The following is a 20,009-nucleotide window of genomic DNA, read 5'->3' on the forward strand; positions in this document are numbered from 1 at the left end:
GCCGCGCGTGAAACGCCTGTTCATCGTGATCGTGATCGCCGCCCTCGCGTGGTCCGTCTACTGGTTCGTCGGGGCCACGAGCAGCCGGAACGCGTTCGAAGCGTGGTTCGATGCCCGGCGGGCCGAGGGCTGGGTGGCCGAATACAACGATTTCAGCCTGGCCGGCTTTCCCAACCGGTTCGACGCCACGTGGCGCGGCCTGGCGGTGGCCGACCCCGAGAGCGGAATCGCCGTCGACATGCCGGTCTTCCAGCTCCTCGCCCTGTCCTACCGCCCCACCCACGTGATTGCCGTCGCGCCGCAGGACGTGCATTTCGCCACTCCCCGCAACAAGTACGACCTCGAGAGCGACAGGCTCCGCGCCTCGCTCAGGCTGCGCCCGGGAACCGCGCTCGAGGTGGAGCGCGCGGTGCTGGAAGGCGAGGCGCTCCAGCTGTCCGGGGCAGAGACCGCGGCCATGGCCGATCTGCACCTCGCCATGCAGCGCACGGGCGAGACGAGCTATCGCTTCGGGCTCGAGGCGCGGGACGTGACGCCTCCGCTGGACACGCTGCGCAACCTTCTGGGGGATACCGCCCTGCCGGCCGAGATGCAGTTCGCCCGCCTCGATGCGCAGGCCACCTTCGACCGGCCCTGGGACCGCAGCGCTTTGGACAGCGCGCGCCCGCAGCCGACGCAGCTGCGCCTTGACGAGGTGAGCGCGGAATGGGGCGTGATGTCATTGCGCGCGATGGGCGTTCTCGACATCGACGACCGGGGCCGGGCCAGCGGAGAGATCGACCTGCAGGCGACGAACTGGCAACGGATGCTGGACATCGTGCGCGAGTCGGAGGCCCTGTCCGAGAACGCCGTCAGGATGCTCGCCGGCGCGTTGTCCATGGCGGCGGAGTCTTCGGGCAACCCGGACCGGATCGACATCGGGCTGACGCTGCGCGACGGCCAGGTCTTCCTGGGATTCATCCCGCTCGGCCCGGCGCCGTTGCTGCGCCTGCGTTAACGGCAGTAGCTGCCCGAGCGGTAGCGCGCCGTGTCGAAATGGAAGTGGTCGCGATGGAACCGGTTGGCGTCTGGCCCCAGCACGGTGCCGAATGGGCCGCAGGCGGCCTTGTGCATCCGGCGCAGGATCGCCCCGTCGCGGCGCGTGTTCCACCCGTCGAGAACCGAGATGCGGCTGCCGTCGCGCAGGGTGAACCCGGCGATGTCCACAGCCCGGCCCTTGGCATGTTCCGACAGCCGGGCGCCCGCCTGGTTGTTGCGCGTGCGGCAGGCGTAGTGCGCCACCACGCGGATCTGCGTCACCCCTCCGCCCCTTTGCCGGACCGCCGGCTTCATGCCCCGCTCGACCCAGGTGTTCAGGGTCTTGGCCGTGGTGCAGTCCATCACCGCATGGGTGGACAGCCCGACGCCCGAGACCGAGCTGATCCGAACCGCCTGATCGATGCCGCAGGCCCCCGGCCCGCCGACCGGACCGACGGACACCCCCTGAATCGCCACGTCGCCGCAGACCGATCCGCGACGGCGCGCCGCCTGCTTTCGCCGCGCCTGCTCTTCGATCTGCGGGCTGCGCTGGCGGGGACGCAGGACGGCCTTTTTTTGAGACGGGGCGCGCGGTTCGACCCCGCGTGTGACGCCGACGGTGTCCGGCCGATCGGCCGCGCGGGGCGTAAGCGCGATCTCGCCCGCCACCGTCGCGGCGGTCCGCGCCACCGGCCGCAGCGACCGTTCGGGCGGCTGCGCCAGCGCCGCCTGCCCCGTCAGGGCCAGAAGGCAGGCCAGCGCGACGCCCCTCACTCGCCCACCTTGGCCCGCCCGAAATCCGGCGCGTCGGTGTCCTGACCCGCCTCGATGATCCCGCGCCGGATGCCGCGGGTCCGGGTGAAGTAATCGTGCAGCAGGTCGCCGTCTCCGGTCCGGATCGCGCGCTGAAGCGCAAAGAGTTCTTCCGTGAACCGCCCGAGGATCTCCAACGTCGCATCCTTGTTCGTCAGGAAGACATCGCGCCACATCGTCGGGTCCGAAGCCGCGATCCGGGTGAAGTCGCGGAACCCCGCGGCAGAGTACTTGATCACCTCGCTATCGGTCACGCGCCGCAGGTCGTCCGCCACGCCGACCATCGTGTAGGCGATCAGGTGCGGCGTATGCGACGTCACCGCCAGCACCAGATCGTGGTGATCCGGCTCCATCACGTCGACGTGGGAGCCCATCCCCTCCCAGAGCGCCCGCAGCCGGGCCAGTGCGGCCTCGTCCGCCCCGCCTTCCGGGACGATCAGCAACCAGCGGTTCCGGAACAGCTCGGCAAAGCCGGATTCCGGCCCCGAATGCTCGGTCCCTGCCAGGGGGTGCGCCGGGATGAAGTGCACGCCCTCCGGGATATGCGGCCCGACCGCCTCGATCACCGCGCGCTTTACCGACCCGACGTCCGAGACCGTGGACCCGGGCTTGAGCACCGGCGCGATCTCGCGGGCCACGGAATCCATGGCGCCGACCGGCACGCAGAGAACCACGAGATCGGCGCCGTCCACGGCCTCGGCCGCGCTGTCGCAGACCCGGTCGCACAACCCGATGCGGCGCGCCGTCTCGCGCGTCTGTTCGGATCGCGCGTAGCCCGTCACCTCGCCCGCGAGACCGGCCTTCCTGATGGCCCAGAACATGGACGAGGCGATCAGGCCAAGACCGATCAGCGCGACGCGGTCGTAGACGACGCTCATGCCACGCCTCCCTTGAATTGTCCGATCGCATGGGCGACGCGGCGGCAGGCGCTTTCGTCGCCGACCGTGATCCGCAGGCAATGCGGCAGTCCATAGCCGCCGGTCTGCCGCACGATCAGACCCCGGCTCTTGAGATAGGCATCCGCCGCCTCGGCCTCGTCCCGCGAGGCGAAGCGCGCGAGGATGAAATTCGCGCAGGACGTGTCCGAGGGCACGCCATGCTCGGCCAGTGCCTCGGCCAGCCAGGCGCGCAGTCGGGTGTTGGAGACCCGCGACTTCTCGACATGCGCCTGGTCCTTGACGGCCGCCTCGGCCACGGCGAGCTGCGTGTTCGACAGGTTGAACGGTTGGCGAACCCGGTTGAGCACGTCGATGATGTCCTTCGGACCATAGCCCCAGCCGATGCGCAGCCCGCCCAGCCCGTAGATCTTGGAGAACGTCCGCGTCATCACGACATTGTCGCGGCTGGCCACCAGACGCGCCCCGCCGTCGTGCCCCTCGACGTATTCCGCATAGGCCCCGTCGAGCACCAGCAGGCAGCGCGACGGCAGCCCCGAGGCAAGGCGCGCCACCTCGTTCCCGCCGATCATCGTGCCGGTCGGGTTGGCCGGATTGGCGATGTAGACCAGCCGCGTGGCATCGGTACAGGCCCCGAGGATCGCGTCCACGTCGATGACCCTTTCGCGTTCGGGCACCTTCACGGGCGTCGCGCCGACCATGTTGGCGATGATCGGGTACATCGAGAAGCCGTGCTCGGTATAGATGATCTCGTCCCCCGGGCCCGCATAGGCCTGGGCGAGGAGTGTCAGGATCTCGTCCGACCCGACGCCGCAGATGATCTGATCGGGATCGAGCCGGTACTGCGCCCCGAGCGCGCCGCGCAGCGACAGGTGGTCCGTCGGGGGATAGCGGTGCAGGTCGTGGACCGCGCGCTGATACGCCTCGCGCGCGCCCTCGCCGGCGCCGTAGGGGTTTTCGTTCGACGAAAGCTTGACGGCCTCGCTCACGCCCTCCACCTGGGACGCCCCGCCCTGGTAGAGTTTGATCTCCATGATGCCCGGCTGCGGCTTGATCTGTTCGGTCATGTCGATCCCACCTGACTGTCCGGGCCGTCATAGCCCGTGCACCGGAGCAAGACCAGACCGGGCTTGCGCTGGCAGGGCAAATGCACCGCCGGAGGTCCGCCAAAGGCGATGCCCGGCGGCAAGGGGCCCTCGACCATCCGACCCGAGGGGCTAATGTAAGCCGGAGTCATCGCCACCGGAGCCCCCATGACCGTCACCATCCTCGTCCTCTCCTGCCTGCTCGGCCTCGTGCACATTTTCGCCGCCATCACGGTCGAGACGCGCATTCGCGGCACCGACTGGAACGCCGGCCCGCGCGATGCGCCCGCACCGGACCTGCCGCCGATCGTCGGGCGGCTGCACCGCGCGCAGGACAACTTTCTGGAGACCTTTCCCTTCTTCGCCGCGCTGCTGCTGGCCTGCATGATCGCCGGCACGAGCGACTGGCGCGTGACGGCGGGGGGCTGGATCTATCTGCTGGCCCGCGCGATCTACTTGCCGCTCTACGCCAGGGGGACGCCGAAGGTCCGGTCGCTGGTATGGGCGATCTCCCTTCTGGGGATCCTGATGGTGGGATGGGCCGCCCTCTGGCCGTGACGCGGCCGGCTAGGGCCGCACATTCTTTCAGGCCAGCCGCTCCAGTACGTTCCGGAAGGCCCAGGGATTCCCCTCGTCCAGATCCTCGGGAAACTGGGTTTGCCGGTCGGTGAGCGGCGTCCAGCCGGTATAGTGCCCCTCGACCGGGCCGAGATAGGGGCGCTGCACCTCGAGACAGCGGCGGTGGTCCATTTCGTCCGTCTCGACGATCCCCGCCTCCGGATTTTCCAGCGCCCAGACCATCCCCGCCAGCACGGCCGAGGTCACCTGCAGTCCCGTCGCGTTCTGGTCGGGGGCGAGGGCCTTGGTCTCCTCGTTCGAGAGGCGCGAGCCGTACCACAGCGCGTTCTTCTCATGCCCATAGAGCAGCACGCCCAGTTCATCGATGCCGCCCGGCTCGATCTCGTCCACGTCGAGGATGTGATGCACGTCCTGGATCTGGTTCGAGCCGAACATCTCGTGTAGCGACAGCACCGCATCGTCGCATGGATGATAGGCGTAGTGGCAGGTCGGCCGGAACTCCGGCGCCTCCGCCGGGCCGACCGTGTAGTAGTCGGCGATCGAGATCGCCTCGTTATGCGTGACGAGAAAGCCGAACTGCGGTCCCGGCGTCGGGCACCATGTCCGCACCCGCGTCGCCGCGCCCGGCTGTTGCAGCCAGATCCCCGCCAGGCAGCCGGCGTCGTGGGTGTGGGCATTGTCCGGCATCCAGCTTTCGGCCGTGCCCCAGCCCAGCTCCGCAGGCTGGAAGCCCTCGGCGATGAAGCCCTCGACCGACCATGTGTTGACGAAATGCCCCGGTTCGCGCGGGGTCAGCCGCACCTGCGTGTCTCGTTCGGCGATATGCACGCCCTTGACCCCGAGGGTCTGCATCAGCTGCGCCCAGTCCCCGCGCGTCTCGGGATCGGCCGCCACCCCGGTATCCCGCGCCAGCATCAGCAGCGCCTCCTTCACGAACCACGACACCATGCCGGGGTTGGCGCCGCAGCACGACACCGCCGTCGTGCCGCCCGGATTGGCCGCCTTCTCGTCCCGCATGGCCTGCCGGAGCGCGTAGTTCGTCCGCTCCGCATTGTCGTCGGTACCGAAGTAGTAGCCCGCCCAGGGTTCCACCACCGTGTCGATGTAAAGCACGCCCTGCTCGCGGCAGAACCGGATCAGATCGAGCGAGGAGGTATCGACCGAAAGGTTCACCACGAATCCGCCCGGCGCGATCAGCCCGCCCAGAAGCTCGCGGTAATTCGCCTCGGTCACCGCCTCGGCCACATGACGGTAACCGGTCTTCGCGATGTCGCCGGCAAGCGCGGTGTTCGGCTCGACGATCACCAGCCTCTCGCGGTCGAAATCGAAATGCCGTTCGATCAGCGGCAGCGTGCCCCGCCCGATCGACCCGTAGCCGATCAGGATGATGGGGCCGTCGATACGGGCGTAAACGGGGTGGGTCATGGGCGTCTCTCCTGCGGCTGATCCGTCATCGGAACGGTAGGACCGTCCTGCGCCGCGTCCATGCATCGTCAGGACCCGGGGCACAAGGGTGCAGGGACCGCAGCCGCGCCCCGCGGGAATCTGTGACGCCGATAAACAGGAGCAACCCTGCGCCCTTGTTCGCACCACAATCGGAACATATCATGAACACATGCCCATGTCCCTGAATGAAAAACTGGCCATCCTGTCGGACGCCGCCCGCTACGACGCCTCCTGCGCCTCCTCCGGCACGACCCGGCGCGACAGCCGCAAGGGCGGGCTCGGCTCGACCGAAGGGTCGGGGATCTGCCATGCCTACGCGCCGGACGGCCGCTGCATCTCGCTGCTGAAGATCCTGATGACGAATTTCTGCATCTACGACTGCGCCTATTGCGTGAACCGGGTCTCGTCCAACACGCCGCGCGCCCGGTTCACCCCGGAAGAGGTCGTGCATCTGACGCTGGAATTCTACCGCCGCAACTACATCGAGGGGCTGTTCCTGTCCTCGGGGATCATCCGGTCCCCCGACGCCACGATGGAGGACATGGTGCGCATCGCGCGGATGCTGCGCGTGGGTCACGGCTTCAAGGGTTACATCCACCTCAAGACCATCCCCGATGCCGCGCAGGAGCTGATCGACGAGGCGGGGCTGCATGCCGACCGGCTGTCGATCAACGTGGAACTTCCGACCGAGCAGGCGGTGCGCGCCTTTGCACCCGAGAAATCGCCCGCCACGATCCGCACCGCCATGGACCGGGTGCAGACCCGCCGCGCCGCCGCGAAGGACCGCAGCCACGGCGGCAAGCGCCCGCCGAAATTCGCCCCCGCCGGCCAGTCGACCCAGATGATCGTCGGCGCCGACGGCTCGACCGATCGGACGGTGCTGTCGCAATCCACCCGGCTCTACGGCAGTTTCGGGCTGAAACGCGTCTACTATTCGGCCTTCTCGCCCATTCCCGACAGTTCGGCGCTTCTGCCGCTGATCAGACCGCCGCTCGTCCGCGAACACCGACTCTACCAGGCCGACTGGCTGATGCGCTTCTACGGTTTCGGCGTCGACGAGATCACCGCCGCACGGCCCGACGGCAACCTCGACCTCGCGCTCGATCCCAAGCTTGCCTGGGCGCTGGCCAACCGCCATCTCTTCCCGGTCCGTGTCCAGACCGCCGAACGCGAGATGCTGCTGCGGGTGCCCGGTTTCGGCACGAAGACGGTAGGCCGCATCCTGGCCGCCCGCCGCCACCGCACCCTCGCCTGGGAGGATTTGAAACGCATCGGTGCCAATCTGAAGAACGCGGCCCCCTTCATCACCCTGCGCCACTGGTCGCCCGGCACGCTGACCGACAGCGCCGATCTGCGCGCCCGCTTCGCCCCGCCAGCCGAACAGCTTTCGCTCCTGTGATCTTCTTCTTGCGCAAAGTATCCCCGCCGGAGGCACCGGTCCGCCCGCCAGGGCGGACCCATGGAAGGCGTCTGCCCGAATGGCAGTCCGCATGATCACCGTCTCCCTCCCCCGCATCGGCACCGACAGGGCATGGCGCGATGCCGCCCGCACCCATCTTGGGCGCGGCACCCGCCCCGAGGCACTGCTCTGGCAGGCGGGCGCGCCCGCCCAGACCGATCTCTTCGGCGCCCCCGACATGCCCGCGCCGGGCACGGCACATGCGCTGACGGTGCCCCGGGCCTTCCTCGACCTCGCCCGCACGGTCGTCTGGCACGCCGATCCCGAACGGTTCGCCCGGCTCTACGCCTTTCTCTGGCGCCTCGCGGAAAGACCCGCCCTGATCCGCGACACGGCCGACCCCGGTCTCGTCCGCCTCCGGCAGATGGAGAAGAACGTCCGCCGCTGCGCCCACAAGATGAAGGCCTTCGTCCGCTTTCGCGACATCGCACCGGGCTCCACCGGCCGCCGCCGCTTCGCCGCCTGGTTCGAGCCCACCCACCACACGCTCGAGCCGACCGCTCCTTTCTTCGCCCGCCGCTTCGCCGACATGGACTGGATCATCGCCACGCCCGACATCACGGCCCGGCACGAGAACGGCACGCTCACCTTCGGCCCCGGCGCACAGAAACCCGACCTGCCCCAAGACGCGGCCGAAGAACTCTGGGGCACCTACTTCTGCAACATCTTCAACCCCGCCCGGGTCAAGGTCTCGGCCATGACCTCGGAAATGCCGCGAAAGTACTGGCACAACCTGCCCGAGGCGCGGCACATCCCCGGCCTGATCGCGGGGGCCGAGGCCCGGGTCCGCGAGATGGCGGCGCGCGCGCCCACCCTGCCGCCGGTTCGCGCGGCCCGGATCGCGGAACGGCTGGCCGGCACGGGCGTTGATCGCGTGATGGATTTCGAAGCCCTGCACAGACGCGCCGCGGAAGAGAACCGCGAGGTGCCCGACGGCTACGGCCGCATCGTCCTCGGCGAGGGTCCCGGCGATGCACCCTTGATGATCGTGGGCGAACAGCCCGGCGACGCGGAGGACCGTGCCGGCCGGCCCTTCGTCGGGCCGTCGGGCCAGCTGCTCGACCGCGAGGCGGCCGCGGCCGGGTTGGACCGGTCTGCCGCCTATGTCACCAATGCCGTCAAAAGGTTCAAGTTCGTGCAGCGCGGAAAGCGGCGGCTGCACCAGCCCCCCGACCGGACCGAAATCGAGCACGGGCGTTGGTGGCTGGACCACGAGATCGCGCTGGTCCGCCCGCGCCTAATCCTCGCCATGGGCGGCACCGCGGCCGAGAGCCTCACCGGATCGCGCACCGGCCTGCTGAAACGCCGGGGCCGGATCGAGGAAACCGATCGCGGGCCGGTCTTCCTGACCGTCCACCCCTCCTACATCCTCCGCCTGCCCGACCCGGCCCGGAAGAAGGACGAGACGGAGCGGTTCCGAGAGGATCTGGCGGAGGTCGCCAGGACCCTCGCGTGACGCGGCCGTAGAGGTGGCGGCCTTTGGCGAAATCGGCCCCCCGCGAACGCTGAACTCCTGCGAAGCCATGGACCCGGGTCCCCCGGGCCTCCCCAGAACGAAAAAGGCCGCACCCTGCGGCGCGGCCCCTGTCCCTCGGCTGATCCGTGACGATCAGTTCTGTGCGTAGTATTCGATCACGAGGTTCGGTTCCATCATCACCGGGTAGGGCACATCGCTCAGACCCGGGGTACGGACGAAGGTCGCGGTCATCTTCGAATGGTCGGCATCCAGGTAATCCGGCACGTCACGCTCGGGCAGCTGGGCAGCTTCGAGCACCAGCGCCATCTGCCTGGACTTTTCGCGGACCTCGATCACGTCACCCTCTTTCACGCGGTAGGAGGGGATGTTCACGCGCTTGCCGTTCACCAGCACGTGGCCGTGGTTGACGAACTGGCGGGCGGCGAAGACGGTCGGCACGAACTTGGCGCGGTAGACCACGGCGTCGAGACGGCGTTCCAGCAGGCCGATCAGGTTCTCGCCGGTGTCGCCCTTGACCCGGGCGGCTTCGGAATAGATGCGCTTGAACTGCTTTTCCGTCAGGTCGCCGTAGTAACCCTTGAGCTTCTGCTTGGCGCGAAGCTGCAGGCCGAAGTCGGACATCTTGCCCTTGCGGCGCTGGCCGTGCTGGCCGGGGCCGTATTCGCGGCGGTTGACGGGGGATTTCGGGCGGCCCCAGATGTTTTCGCCCATCCGGCGGTCGATCTTGTACTTGGCAGACGTGCGTTTGGTCACGGCTGATCTCCTTCGTTCGGGTTTCGAAGGGCGTTGTCCTTTCTCCGGTTTCTGCCGGAGCGACAGGCATCCCCTCGCGGGGGCCACCAACACCAATGAAGCCGCGCTTATACAGCCGGAATCGGGGGTGTCAACCGGGCCGGGTCGTCACGCGGCCTCGTGCATCATGATCGCGGCCTCGGCGCGCGTCAGGTTGCGCCGCGCATAGCCGCCGTAGGTCAGCGGATCGGCCGCGACGTCCGGCATCCCGGCCAGCAGCCGGTCACGGTCAACCCGGCCGAGCGCGGAAAGGGCGGCGCTGGCGGGATGGAAACTCTCGGTCTCGACCCCGTTGGCCCAGATCACCTGGTGCGCCGGCAGCAGGAGGTGGATGTACGTCACCTCGGGCAGCCGCAGATCCTGCACGACGGTGGTGCCGTTGATCAGATCGCGCGCGGTGACCAGCACCTCGGGCGTGTTGAAAAGCGCCCGCGCCGCCCGGCCCTTCACCAGCAGACGATGCTCGGGGGATACGAGGAATTCGTCGTCCGGTCGGTCGATCCCGAAGGCCCCGGCGCGGATGCGGATGGGGCGCAGGTGCGGCATCGCATAGAGACGGGCGCCCGACATGCGGCGGGCACCGGTCCAGCAGATCTCCTGCGGGCCGTTGTCCTTGGTCAGAACCGTGTCGCCCTCGCGCAGGTCCTCGACCGGCACGACGCCGTAGGGCGTGGCGATCCGTGTGCCCGGCGTGAAGCAAATGACGCCCCGGGCGACGCCGGGCGCCGGCCCGCGGCGCGAACCGATGCGGCGGGAGACCACCCAGAGATCGCGCCCGCGCGGCGGCATGGCATCGACGAACATCACGAGAGGCGGCAGGCCGCTGCCGATTTCGATCATCGTCGCGCCATAGGAAGCATGTCCGTCGGTCACGACGAAACCACCGTCCATCCAGGGGTCGTCGTCGTACGGGTCGCCATCTCCGGCGGGGCGCTCCAACGCCTCGCCCACCAGCCGCCGCACGACCCGCGCCGCCCGCCGGCGCATCTCGCGCCCGCCCTCCGGCTGGTCGAGCCGGAGGATGTCTCCCGGCCCGTCGACCCTTGTCGCCTCTCCGGTCCACGACCAACCCGCGCCGATCCGCAGCGCATGGGGGCCGGCCGCCCGGAGGCCGTCCAGCTCAGTCTGTGACCATGAGATGACGAACGTGCCCTTGTAGCCCGTTCCCATGCCTGTCTTGCCTTCCCGCCCGTGGGTTCTGCTCCGCCGGACTTGTTCGTCCGGTCATATACCTTTCAATCTAGCAAGTTCCGGGGTCGGGGGGAAGTCCGCCATGGATGTCGGGAACGTACCTCCCGGGCGGCGTGGCGGCGCCGGTGTCAGAAGCGGTACTGCAACCGCACCGCACCGATCACCTGGCTTTCGAACTGGCGTTCGAACTCGGGCCCGAGCCAGGCCATTCCGTAGAAGCCGCGCCACCGGTCGGTCTGCCAATGAACGCCCGTGCGGACCCGGACCCGCGCATCAGTCAGTGTATTGCGGCTGGCAGGGAGATAGAGGCTCTCGGCCACTTTCGCCACATCGGCGCCGAAGACGAAGGTCGATCCGTTGGCGGACCCGTTGAGCGCCCGGTAGCGATGCCCCGTCACGGGATCGCGCACCATCAGGTCCCCCCGCCCCGCCGGCCCGAGCGCGAAGTCGAAACCGATCCGGACCATGTCCTCGACACCGGCCCGCAACTCCAAGAACGGGCGGAGCCGCGCCCCGTCGGTCAGGGTATAGCTGCGCCCGGCCTCGAAGACCGCGGCGCCATGCACGCCGTTCGGGATCTGCGCCGCCCGCACCTGGGCCGAGACAGTGTGATCGAACCTGGAGACCCGGTGCAGGAAATGCTGGAAATCCATCAGCCCCGTCTGCGGCCCCGTGACCACCACGTCGGCCCCCGCCGCCATTTCCCATCCGCCGCGCCGGAAGTGGCTGTGCAGACCGAAGGAGAGCGCCTGAGAATAGGGCCTGTCCCCGTTCCAGGCGAGGTCGAGACGCGCGGGGGCGATCACCTCGCCGAGAACGCGGAACTCGAGCAGCGCCCCCGGCCGGTCCGGCAGGGTGCCGCTCCAGCCGCGGCCGAAGACATGGCTTGCCGCGACCGAGCCGGTGCGCCATCGGTCGAGACGGTCGGCGAACACGTCGTTCACGACCAGCCGCCCGTGACCGAGATAACGGAAGCGGCCCTCCTGTGCCTGTGCGGAGGCGGCGGTCAGGAGGAAGACGAGGATGGCGACGATGCGGCGCATGGCGGGACCCGGACAGTGACTGCGCCTGCATAGGCGCCGCCGGCAGAGCCGCCAAGACCGACGCGGGGAAAACCCGGCGAGAATGACATTTCCGCCGCGCCGCGCCCTGCGGCTGCCTCCGGCCGGCCGAGACCGCGGACGAGATCGCCACACCGGCGCATCCGCTGCCCCCTGTCGGGACAGGCCCTTCGGCAGACGGCGTTCACCGCTCCGCCCCCCCGTGCAGGAAATCCTCGGGTCAAGCCCAAGGATGGCGGGCCGCGGGGCACGCGGGATGCGCGTCGACCCTTCCCAACCCCGCTAGATCCCCTAAGTTGTGCCAAACGCAGCAGGAGATGACATGAGCGGACTGATCGCACTTCTCGACGACGTGGCAGCCATCGCCAAGGTCGCCTCGGCCTCGGTCGACGACATCGTGGGACAGGCGGTCAAGGCCTCGTCCAAGGCCGCGGGCGCCGTGATCGACGACGCCGCCGTGACCCCGAAATACGTCCACGGTTTCGACGCCAGCCGCGAGATCCCCATCGTCTGGAAGATCGCGCGCGGATCGCTCTTCAACAAGATCGTCATTCTGCTGCCGATCGCCCTCGCGCTGTCGGCCTTCGCCCCGATCCTGATCTATCCGCTGCTCATGCTGGGCGGTGGCTATCTCTGTTACGAAGGGGCCGAAAAGGTCTGGCACGCGATCAGCCCCGCCCATCACGACCAGGCCGAGGCGGTGGCAAAGAAGATGACCCCCGACGGCGCGCATCTGGAAGAGCAGAAGGTGAAGGGCGCGATCAAGACCGATTTCATCCTTTCGGCCGAGATCATGACCATCGTGCTCTCGGCCCTGCCCGAAGGGCAGCCGTTCTGGCTGGAAGCCTCGGCGCTGGCCGTGGCCGGCATTCTGATCACCGTCGCGGTCTACGGCGCCGTCGCGCTGATCGTGAAGGCGGACGACCTGGGCCTGCACATGGCGGCGGCCGGCCGGCTGGCCGCGACCCGCAGGCTGGGCACCTTCATCGTCAACGCGATGCCCGCCTTCATGCAGCTGCTGATCATCGTCGGCACCGCCGCGATGATCTGGGTCGGCGGCTCGATCCTGGTGCACGGGCTGCACGAACTGGGCTGGCACCTGCCCTACGAGACGATCCACCATATCGCCGTGGACCTCGCAGAAGGCGCGGGCGAGGCGGCCGGAGCGGTGGAATGGGGCGTGACGGCGTTTCTCGACGGGGTGATCGGCCTGATCGTCGGCGGCGCGCTGATCCCCGTCGTCTCGGTCGCCTCGGGCCTGTTCGGCGGCAAGAAGGAAGGCGCGCACTGAGAAACTCGGGAAGTGCCCGTACTGCCGCCGGCCGGAAATGCAGGCGAACATGCCTAGCCCTGCAACGCGTCCCTGAACCGACCTGAACCGATCGGCACGCTAGCCGCGATCATCGAGCAGCCAGTCGACATCCGGCAGACTGCCGCAAAGCGCCCGCGCCCCGATGTGGTCGTTGACCTTATTCGCTTGCGGAATGGGCCTTTCAAGCCCGCCGGTGGCCACGAATTGGTAGGGGCGACAATATTATCAACCGCCCCCCATGGTCACCCACACTTCGAATGGCCGCACGACGTGCAGGTCATGCAGCCCTCGATCATCTGCATCGTGTATTGCCCGCATGAGGGGCAGGCCTTGCCACGGCCTCCGGCTTCGAGACCCACGACCTTGGCGGTAGGGTCGGTCTTGAGACCGGCGCCCTCGCCCTCGATGAAGCCGATGGAGATCAGGTGCGTCTCGATCACGCCGCCGATGGCCGCGAGGATCGAGGGGATGTACTTGCCCTTGATCCAGGCGCCGCCGCGCGGGTCGAAGACGGCCTTGAGTTCCTCGACCACGAAGGACACGTCGCCGCCGCGCCGGAACACCGCCGAGATCATGCGGGTTAGCGCCACGGTCCAGGCGAAATGCTCCATGTTCTTGGAGTTGATGAAGACCTCGAAGGGACGCCGCCGCCCGCCGACGACGATGTCGTTGATCGTCAGGTAGATCGCATGTTCGCTGTCGGGCCATTTCAGCTTGTAGGTATTGCCTTCCAGCGTCTGCGGCCGGTCGAGCGGGTCCTGCATGTAGACCACATCGCCATGCGGCTGGAGGGGCGCGGCATCGGTGGTGGCGAGGGTTTCGGGGGCGTTTTCTTTTCCGAACAATAGCCACGACGGTTCTACGCCGAGCACCGGACCAAACCCGACAGCATGTTTGCGTTGTATCTCTTTCGCCCCATTTTCCATTTCAGAAAGATACGACTTGCTCAGCCCGGTTTTTACTTTCAATTCGTCGAGAGTAAGGCCCACGGCTTTTCTGGCGGACCGCAGTCGCTCACCAGGAGTAGCGGCCGCCTTCGCCTCACTTACCGACAGCACCGACCCCGTCACATCGTTCGGCCGATACGTCGTGCATCCCTTGCAGCCGGTCTCGTAGGCCTCCATGTAGACGTCCTTGAACGCCTCGAAGCTGATGTCCTCGGGGCAGTTGATCGTCTTGGAGATCGACGAATCCACCCATTTCTGCGCCGCCGCCTGCATCTTGACATGCTCCAGCGGCGCCAGTGTCTGCGCATTGACGAAATAGTCGGGCAAAGGCGCATCGCCCTTCACGTCGCGCCACATCTGCACGGCATAGTCGATCACCTTCTCCTCGGTGCGCGAGCCGTCCTTCTGCAGCACCTTGCGGGTGTACTCGTAGGCGAAGACCGGCTCGATCCCCGAAGACACGTTCCCGGCATAGAGCGAGATCGTCCCCGTCGGCGCCACCGACGTCAGAAGCGCGTTGCGGATGCCGTGTTCGGCCACCGCCGCGCGCACGTCCTCGTCCATCGCCTGCATGGTGCCGGAGGCGAGATAGGCGTCGCGGTCGAAGAGCGGGAAGGCCCCCTTTTCCTTCGCCAGATCGACGGAGGCGAGATAGGCGGCGCGCGCGATGGCCTTCATCCAGGCCTCGGTCTGCGCGGCGGCCTCGTCCGAACCGTAGCGCAGGCCCAGCATCAGCAGCGCATCGGCAAGGCCGGTGACCCCCAGCCCGATCCGCCGCTTGGCCTCGGCCTCGCGCGCCTGCGCCTCGAGCGGGAATTTCGAGGCATCGACGGTGTTGTCCATCATGCGGATCGCGGTGCGCACCAGATCGTCCAGCGCCTCCGGATCGAGCCGCGCCGCATCGGTGAAGGGATCGGTGACCAGCCGGGCGAGGTTCACGGACCCCAGAAGGCAGGCGCCATAGGGCGGCAGGGGCTGTTCGCCGCAGGGATTGGTCGCCGCGATCGTCTCGCAATAGGCCAGGTTGTTGGCCTTGTTGATGCGGTCGATGAAAATCACGCCCGGCTCGGCGTAATCGTAGGTGGCCTGCATGATCCGATTCCACAGGTCGCGGGCCTTGAGCGTGTGATAGACCTTGCCGTCGAAGAGCAGATCCCACGACCCGTCGGCCTTGACCGCCTCCATGAAGGCATCCGTCACCAGCACCGACATGTTGAACATGCGCAGCCGGGCCGGGTCGCTCTTGGCTCCGATGAAATCCTCGATATCCGGATGGTCGCAGCGCATCGTCGCCATCATCGCGCCGCGGCGCGATCCGGCGGACATGATCGTGCGGCACATGGCGTCCCAGACATCCATGAACGACAGCGGCCCCGAGGCATCCGCCGCCACGCCGCTGACGGCCGCGCCCTTGGGCCGGATGGTCGAGAAATCGTAACCGATGCCGCCGCCCTGCTGCATGGTCAGCGCGGCCTCTTTCAGCATGTCGAAGATGCCGCCCATGTTGTCCGGCACGGTGCCCATGACGAAGCAGTTGAAGAGCGTGACCCGGCGGCCGGTCCCCGCCCCGGCCGTGATTCGGCCGGCGGGAAGAAAACGGAAGTCCTCGAGCGCGGCATAGAAGCGGTCTTCCCAGACGGCCGCGTCGGTCTCCACGGCCGCGAGGGCGCGGGCGATGCGGCGCCAGCTGTCCTCGACCGAGCGGTCGACAGGCGTGCCGTCGGCCTCTTTCAGGCGATACTTCATATCCCAGACCTGTTCGGCAATGGGCGCGGCAAAGCGGGTCATCGGAATCACCTTTCAATGGCGGAGCGGCGGCTTATATCCAAACCTATCGCAAGAGCAATGCCAACTGGACGGCGCACTGCGCTTTCACGGCAAAAGGCCCCCCGACGCGGGCTTGCGACCGAAGCAGATATTCCTACACTACAGATAGGCCGGGATCAGGCCCCACTACTACATATAGAGCGCCTCGATGCAAAAACACGTCAACCTTCTCAAACTCAGCGTCGGCACGGAAAGCGTGGCCGATCTGATCGCCTGGCAGAAGACGCGCCGCGCCCAGTCCGGCGACGGCCTGCCCCGCCACGTCACGCGGATGTGGCCCAGGCGCGAGGCCGAGATCCTGTCGGGCGGATCGATCTACTGGGTGATCAAGGGCGTGATCCAGGCTCGCCAGCGCATCCTGCGGCTGGACGAGACCGACCGCGGCGACGGCATTCGCCGCTGCGCCATCGTGCTCGATCCCGAGGTCTTTCCGACCGCCGCCTCGCCCCGCCGCCCGTTTCAGGGCTGGCGCTATCTGCAGCCCCAGGACGCGCCGCCCGATCTGCCCCGGCATCGCCTGGACGAGGACGAACTGCCCGCCGACCTGTCACAGGCGCTGGCGGATATCGGGGTGCTGTGAACGCCGGCCTCACGGCCCGCGCGTCGCCCCCTCTTCATCTTGCCGAAAATACTCCCGCCGGAGGCAGACACCCGGCCGCGGTCAATCGGAGGGTCCGATCCCCGCTCGCACGAGATCAGCCCGCTCAGTCCACCCGCAGCCGCGCGGTCAGGTCTTTCAGCACCGCCCGGTCCGCATCGCTCATCTCGACCCGCCGCGACCGGAACAGCGTGGCCTGCGACTTGAGGATCAGCCCGTCCGACAGGATCTTGAGATGGTTCGCACGCAATGTCTCCCCGGTCGAGGTGATGTCGGCGATGGCCTCGGCCGTCTCGTTCTTGACGACCCCCTCGGTTGCGCCCTGGCTGTCGACAAGCTGATAGTCGGCCACCCCGTGGTCGCGCAGGAAATCCCGGACGAGCCGGTGATACTTGGTCGCGATCCGCATCCGGAAACCGTGCCGCTCCCGGAAGGCCGAGGCCGCGGCGTCGAGATCGTCCAGCGTGTCCACATCGACCCAGCACCCCGGCACCGCCATGACGAGATCCGCGTGACCGAAACCCAACTCGGCCAGCTCCTCGACACGCAGGTCCCAGCCGGCCAGCTTTTCCCGTATCAGGTCCGTCCCCGTCACGCCGAGGTGGATGCGGCCCTCTGTCAGTTCCCGGGGGATCTCGCCGGCCGACAGCAGGACAAGCTCGACCCCGTCGATCCCCTCGACCCGGCCCGCATATTCCCGGTCCGATCCGGCCCGGCCCAGCACGATGCCGCGTTCCCGGAACCAGTCGAAGGTCTTCTCCATAAGCCGTCCCTTGGAGGGCACGCCGAGTTTCACGCTCATGCCGCCCCTCCCAGTTCCACCATCAGGCCCGGCCGCACGACGCCGCCGACCGCCGGGATGCCGTCCGGCCGGCCGGCGCGGCGGCCCAGCACGCGGGTCAGCGCATCGTAACGCCCCCCGGTCGCGACCGGGGGCAAGTCGGGCCGCGTTCCGGCATAGAGGCCAAAGACGAAGCCGTCGTAATATTCCATGTGCGTCCGCCCGTAGGCCGCCTCGAAATCCAGCGCCGCCGTGTCGATGCCGCGCGCCTCGAGCGCCTCGGCCCGGGCCGCCAGCCCCGCCACCGCCTCCGAGATCGCGGGCATGTCGACCGCGATGTCGCGCAGGTTCTCCAGCGCGTAAGGCAGCGTTTCCCGCACCGAGAGGACGGCGTCGATCAGCGCGACCTCGCGCTCCGAGATCGGCGGCGTCCCCGCATCGGCGCGCAGCGCCTCGATCCGGGCCTCCACCTCGACGCGGCTGCGCAGGCCGATGTCGGGACCGGCCCCGGCGAAGGGGTCCGCCGCCGCCAGCAGGCTGGCGCGCGAGGCCGGCACCTCGCTCCGCCCGGCGAACCGGTCGAGCAGCGCGCGAAACCGCCGCGGACGCCAGATATGCCGCATCAGCGCGGCCTTGCGGGGGGCGCTGGTTCGCAGCCCGCCGACCGCCGCCATCAGGATGCCGATATCGCCGGTGGCCGCACGCAGCTGCATCCCGCCCGTCGCCGCGCGCACGAGGGCAAAGACCTCGGCATCCGCCGCCGCCGGGTCGGACCCGTCGAAGATCTCCACCCCGACCTGAAGGTATTCGTTGGCGCGGGCCTCGTCCTCCTCCTGCCGGCGGAAGACCTCTCCGGCGTAGGTATAGCGGGCCGGTTCGGCGCCGCCGGCCATGTGCATCTCGACCACCGGCACGGTGAAGTCCGGGCGCATCATCTGCTCGCCGCGCAAAGCGTCCGAGGTGACATAGGCGCGCGCGCGGATGTCCTCTCCGTAGAGGTCGAGCAGCGTCGCGGCGGGCAGCAGGATCGGGCATTCGACCGGCGCGGCCCCGGCGGCCTCGAACCCTGCGCGCAGCCGGGCGGCGCAGGCCCGCACCCGGGCACGAGCCTCCGGCGTGTGGCCCTGCCAGACCGGCATCACCCGCCTCCTGTCAGAAGTTTCCAAATATGCGAAACAAGCTGATCGCGCGGAATTTCAGCTTGGGAGGGGCGCTCCTTCCATTCCTCGAGCGTCGCGCTCTCGGCGATCTTCTTGCCCAGGATCAGGTCCTTGACCTGTACCACGCCGCGCGCCTTTTCCTCGCCCCCCTCGATCACCGCCGCCGGTGAGTTGCGGCGGTCCGCGTACTTGAGCTGATTGCCGAAGTTCTTCGGATTGCCGAGATAGACCTCGGCCCGGATGCCCGCATTGCGCAGCTCGGCCACCATGGCCTGGTAGTCGTCCATGCGGTCGCGGTCCATGACGGTGACGACCACCGGCCCCTCGCTCTCGCCCCCGACCCGGCCCTTTTCGCGCAGCGCGGCGAGAAGGCGGTCGACCCCGATCGAAACGCCGACGGCCGGCACCTTCTGCCCGGTGAACCGCGCCACGAGGTCGTCATACCGCCCGCCGCCCGCGACCGATCCGAACTGGCGGGGACGGCCCTTGTCGTCGGTGATCTCGAAGGTCAGCTCGGCCTCGAAGACGGGGCCGGTGTAGTAGCCGAGGCCGCGGACGACGGAGGGGTCGATGACGATCCGGTCGGGCCCGTAACCGGCGGCGGCGAGAAGGTCGGCGATCTCTTCGAGCTCGTCGACGCCTTCAGGGCCCATGGTCGCCGCACCGACCGCCGTGCGAAGGTTCGCGATGGTCTCTGCGGCATCGGCGCCCTTGGAGGTCAGGAAGGCGATCACCGGCTCCGCCTGATCCGGCGCCAAACCCACCCCGTCTATGTAGGCCCCCGAAGCGTCCAGCCGCCCCTTGCCCAGAAGCTGGCGCACGCCCGCCTCGCCGACCTTGTCGAACTTGTCGATGGTGCGCAGAACATTCGCCTGCTGCGCCATGTCCGAGACGCCCATTGCCTCCAGCACCCCGTTCAGCACCTTCCGGTTGTTCACCCGCACCACGTAGTCGCCACGGGGGATCCCCACCTCTTCCAGACAATCCGCCAGCATGGCGCAGATCTCGGCATCCGCGGCGACCGAGGCGGTGCCGACCGTATCGGCATCGCATTGATAGAACTGCCGGAAACGGCCCGGACCGGGCTTTTCGTTGCGCCAGACCGGACCCATGGCATACCGCCGGTAGGGGGTCGGCAGATCGTTGCGATGCTGCGCGTAGACCCGGGCGAGCGGCGCCGTGAGGTCGTAGCGCAGGGCCAGCCAGTCGCCCTTGCCATCCTCGTCATCTTCCTGCCAGGCGAAGACGCCCTCGTTCGGGCGATCCACATCGGGAAGGAACTTGCCGAGCGCCTCGACCGTCTCGACCGCAGAACTTTCAAGCGCGTCAAAACCGTAGCGATGATAGACACCGGCGATGCGGGACAGCATCTCGGACCGTTCAGTCACATCCGTACCGAAATAGTCGCGGAATCCCTTGGGCGTTACCGCCCTGGGGCGCGGCGTCTTCTTCTGCTTGGCCATCGGAACCCTCTGCGCATTGGCTCGCGGCGCGGTCTAGCCCATGGGCCACGGCGCGGCAAGCGGCGCTCTTGCCAATCGGCCGGTCCGGTGCGCACCATGGCGGCG

Annotated in this window: 17 protein-coding genes; 6 read left to right on the forward strand and 11 right to left on the reverse strand. The window is 68.2% G+C overall.

Translation table 11 applies throughout. The annotated features are described in order from the left end of the window. Positions 1 to 7 precede the first annotated feature (7 nt). Positions 8 to 997 (forward strand): DUF2125 domain-containing protein, encoded by a 990-nt coding sequence (locus OB2597_RS13140; protein WP_009806067.1) that lies wholly within the window; start codon positions 8 to 10, stop codon positions 995 to 997. Here the strand turns inward: OB2597_RS13140 and OB2597_RS13145 are convergent. From OB2597_RS13145 to hisC, 3 genes are read right to left on the reverse strand one after another with little or no spacing between them, the layout of a single operon-like run. Then, positions 994 to 1,791 (reverse strand): extensin-like domain-containing protein, encoded by a 798-nt coding sequence (locus tag OB2597_RS13145; protein ID WP_009806068.1) that lies wholly within the window; start codon positions 1,789 to 1,791, stop codon positions 994 to 996. The genes OB2597_RS13140 and OB2597_RS13145 overlap by 4 nt on opposite strands. Continuing rightward, a complete protein-coding gene (locus OB2597_RS13150) occupies positions 1,788 to 2,708 on the reverse strand; it encodes a prephenate/arogenate dehydrogenase family protein (RefSeq protein ID WP_009806069.1) in 921 nt (306 codons plus the stop codon). The genes OB2597_RS13145 and OB2597_RS13150 overlap by 4 nt, the downstream gene beginning before the upstream one ends. Beyond that, on the reverse strand, positions 2,705 to 3,793 hold the full coding sequence (hisC, locus tag OB2597_RS13155) for a histidinol-phosphate transaminase (RefSeq protein WP_009806070.1): 1,089 nt from the start codon (positions 3,791 to 3,793) through the stop codon (positions 2,705 to 2,707). The genes OB2597_RS13150 and hisC overlap by 4 nt, the downstream gene beginning before the upstream one ends. Before the next feature lie 186 nt (positions 3,794 to 3,979). On the opposite strand from hisC, the gene OB2597_RS13160 reads away from it, so the two are divergent. Next, positions 3,980 to 4,369 (forward strand): MAPEG family protein, encoded by a 390-nt coding sequence (locus tag OB2597_RS13160; RefSeq protein ID WP_009806071.1) that lies wholly within the window; start codon positions 3,980 to 3,982, stop codon positions 4,367 to 4,369. Positions 4,370 to 4,396: 27 nt separating this feature from the next. Here the strand turns inward: OB2597_RS13160 and OB2597_RS13165 are convergent, their stop codons facing one another. After that, complete coding sequence (locus OB2597_RS13165; RefSeq protein WP_009806072.1) at positions 4,397 to 5,815, reverse strand: homospermidine synthase; 1,419 nt, start codon at positions 5,813 to 5,815, stop codon at positions 4,397 to 4,399. Positions 5,816 to 6,011: 196 nt separating this feature from the next. On the opposite strand from OB2597_RS13165, the gene OB2597_RS13170 reads away from it, so the two are divergent. Both OB2597_RS13170 and OB2597_RS13175 read left to right on the forward strand, forming a co-directional pair. Continuing rightward, positions 6,012 to 7,235, forward strand: coding sequence for a putative DNA modification/repair radical SAM protein (locus OB2597_RS13170; protein ID WP_009806073.1), 1,224 nt, complete (start codon positions 6,012 to 6,014; stop codon positions 7,233 to 7,235). 79 nt (positions 7,236 to 7,314) lie between these two features. Further along, positions 7,315 to 8,751: a UdgX family uracil-DNA binding protein gene (locus tag OB2597_RS13175; protein WP_009806074.1), complete on the forward strand. Its 1,437-nt coding sequence runs from the start codon at positions 7,315 to 7,317 to the stop codon at positions 8,749 to 8,751. A 153-nt stretch (positions 8,752 to 8,904) separates the two neighbouring features. On the opposite strand, the gene rpsD is transcribed toward OB2597_RS13175, so the two are convergent. The 3 genes from rpsD to OB2597_RS13190 form a co-directional block, all read right to left on the reverse strand. After that, positions 8,905 to 9,525 carry a 30S ribosomal protein S4 gene (gene rpsD, locus OB2597_RS13180; protein ID WP_009806075.1) on the reverse strand — a complete coding sequence of 207 codons (621 nt, stop codon included), beginning with the start codon at positions 9,523 to 9,525 and terminating at the stop codon, positions 8,905 to 8,907. A 147-nt stretch (positions 9,526 to 9,672) separates the two neighbouring features. Next, positions 9,673 to 10,734: a Hint domain-containing protein gene (locus tag OB2597_RS13185; RefSeq protein WP_009806076.1), complete on the reverse strand. Its 1,062-nt coding sequence runs from the start codon at positions 10,732 to 10,734 to the stop codon at positions 9,673 to 9,675. A gap of 149 nt (positions 10,735 to 10,883) precedes the next feature. Beyond that, positions 10,884 to 11,798 carry a lipid A-modifier LpxR family protein gene (locus OB2597_RS13190; RefSeq protein WP_009806077.1) on the reverse strand — a complete coding sequence of 305 codons (915 nt, stop codon included), beginning with the start codon at positions 11,796 to 11,798 and terminating at the stop codon, positions 10,884 to 10,886. Between the two features lie 340 nt (positions 11,799 to 12,138). Between OB2597_RS13190 and OB2597_RS13195 the strand changes: the two genes are divergently transcribed. Further along, positions 12,139 to 13,107, forward strand: a complete 969-nt coding sequence (locus tag OB2597_RS13195; protein WP_009806078.1) for a DUF808 domain-containing protein — start codon at positions 12,139 to 12,141, stop codon at positions 13,105 to 13,107. 263 nt (positions 13,108 to 13,370) lie between these two features. Here the strand turns inward: OB2597_RS13195 and OB2597_RS13200 are convergent, their stop codons facing one another. Next, positions 13,371 to 15,863 (reverse strand): adenosylcobalamin-dependent ribonucleoside-diphosphate reductase, encoded by a 2,493-nt coding sequence (locus OB2597_RS13200; protein WP_009806079.1) that lies wholly within the window; start codon positions 15,861 to 15,863, stop codon positions 13,371 to 13,373. Between the two features lie 187 nt (positions 15,864 to 16,050). Here OB2597_RS13200 and OB2597_RS13205 point away from each other — a divergent pair, with 187 nt between their 5' ends. Continuing rightward, a complete protein-coding gene (locus OB2597_RS13205) occupies positions 16,051 to 16,482 on the forward strand; it encodes a DUF1489 family protein (RefSeq protein ID WP_009806080.1) in 432 nt (143 codons plus the stop codon). A gap of 124 nt (positions 16,483 to 16,606) precedes the next feature. Here OB2597_RS13205 and hisG read toward each other — a convergent pair whose 3' ends face one another. The 3 genes from hisG to hisS are packed head-to-tail and all read right to left on the reverse strand — an operon-like array spanning position 16,607 to position 19,904. Next, positions 16,607 to 17,302 (reverse strand): ATP phosphoribosyltransferase, encoded by a 696-nt coding sequence (hisG, locus tag OB2597_RS13210; protein WP_040609334.1) that lies wholly within the window; start codon positions 17,300 to 17,302, stop codon positions 16,607 to 16,609. Next, positions 17,299 to 18,420, reverse strand: a complete 1,122-nt coding sequence (locus OB2597_RS13215) for an ATP phosphoribosyltransferase regulatory subunit (protein ID WP_009806082.1) — start codon at positions 18,418 to 18,420, stop codon at positions 17,299 to 17,301. The genes hisG and OB2597_RS13215 overlap by 4 nt, the downstream gene beginning before the upstream one ends. Then, positions 18,420 to 19,904, reverse strand: coding sequence for a histidine--tRNA ligase (hisS, locus tag OB2597_RS13220; RefSeq protein WP_009806083.1), 1,485 nt, complete (start codon positions 19,902 to 19,904; stop codon positions 18,420 to 18,422). Before hisS ends, OB2597_RS13215 begins: the two co-directional genes overlap by 1 nt. Between the last annotated feature and the right edge of the window lie 105 nt (positions 19,905 to 20,009).

This window comes from Pseudooceanicola batsensis HTCC2597 (assembly GCF_000152725.1).
Lineage (GTDB): Bacteria > Pseudomonadota > Alphaproteobacteria > Rhodobacterales > Rhodobacteraceae > Pseudooceanicola > Pseudooceanicola batsensis.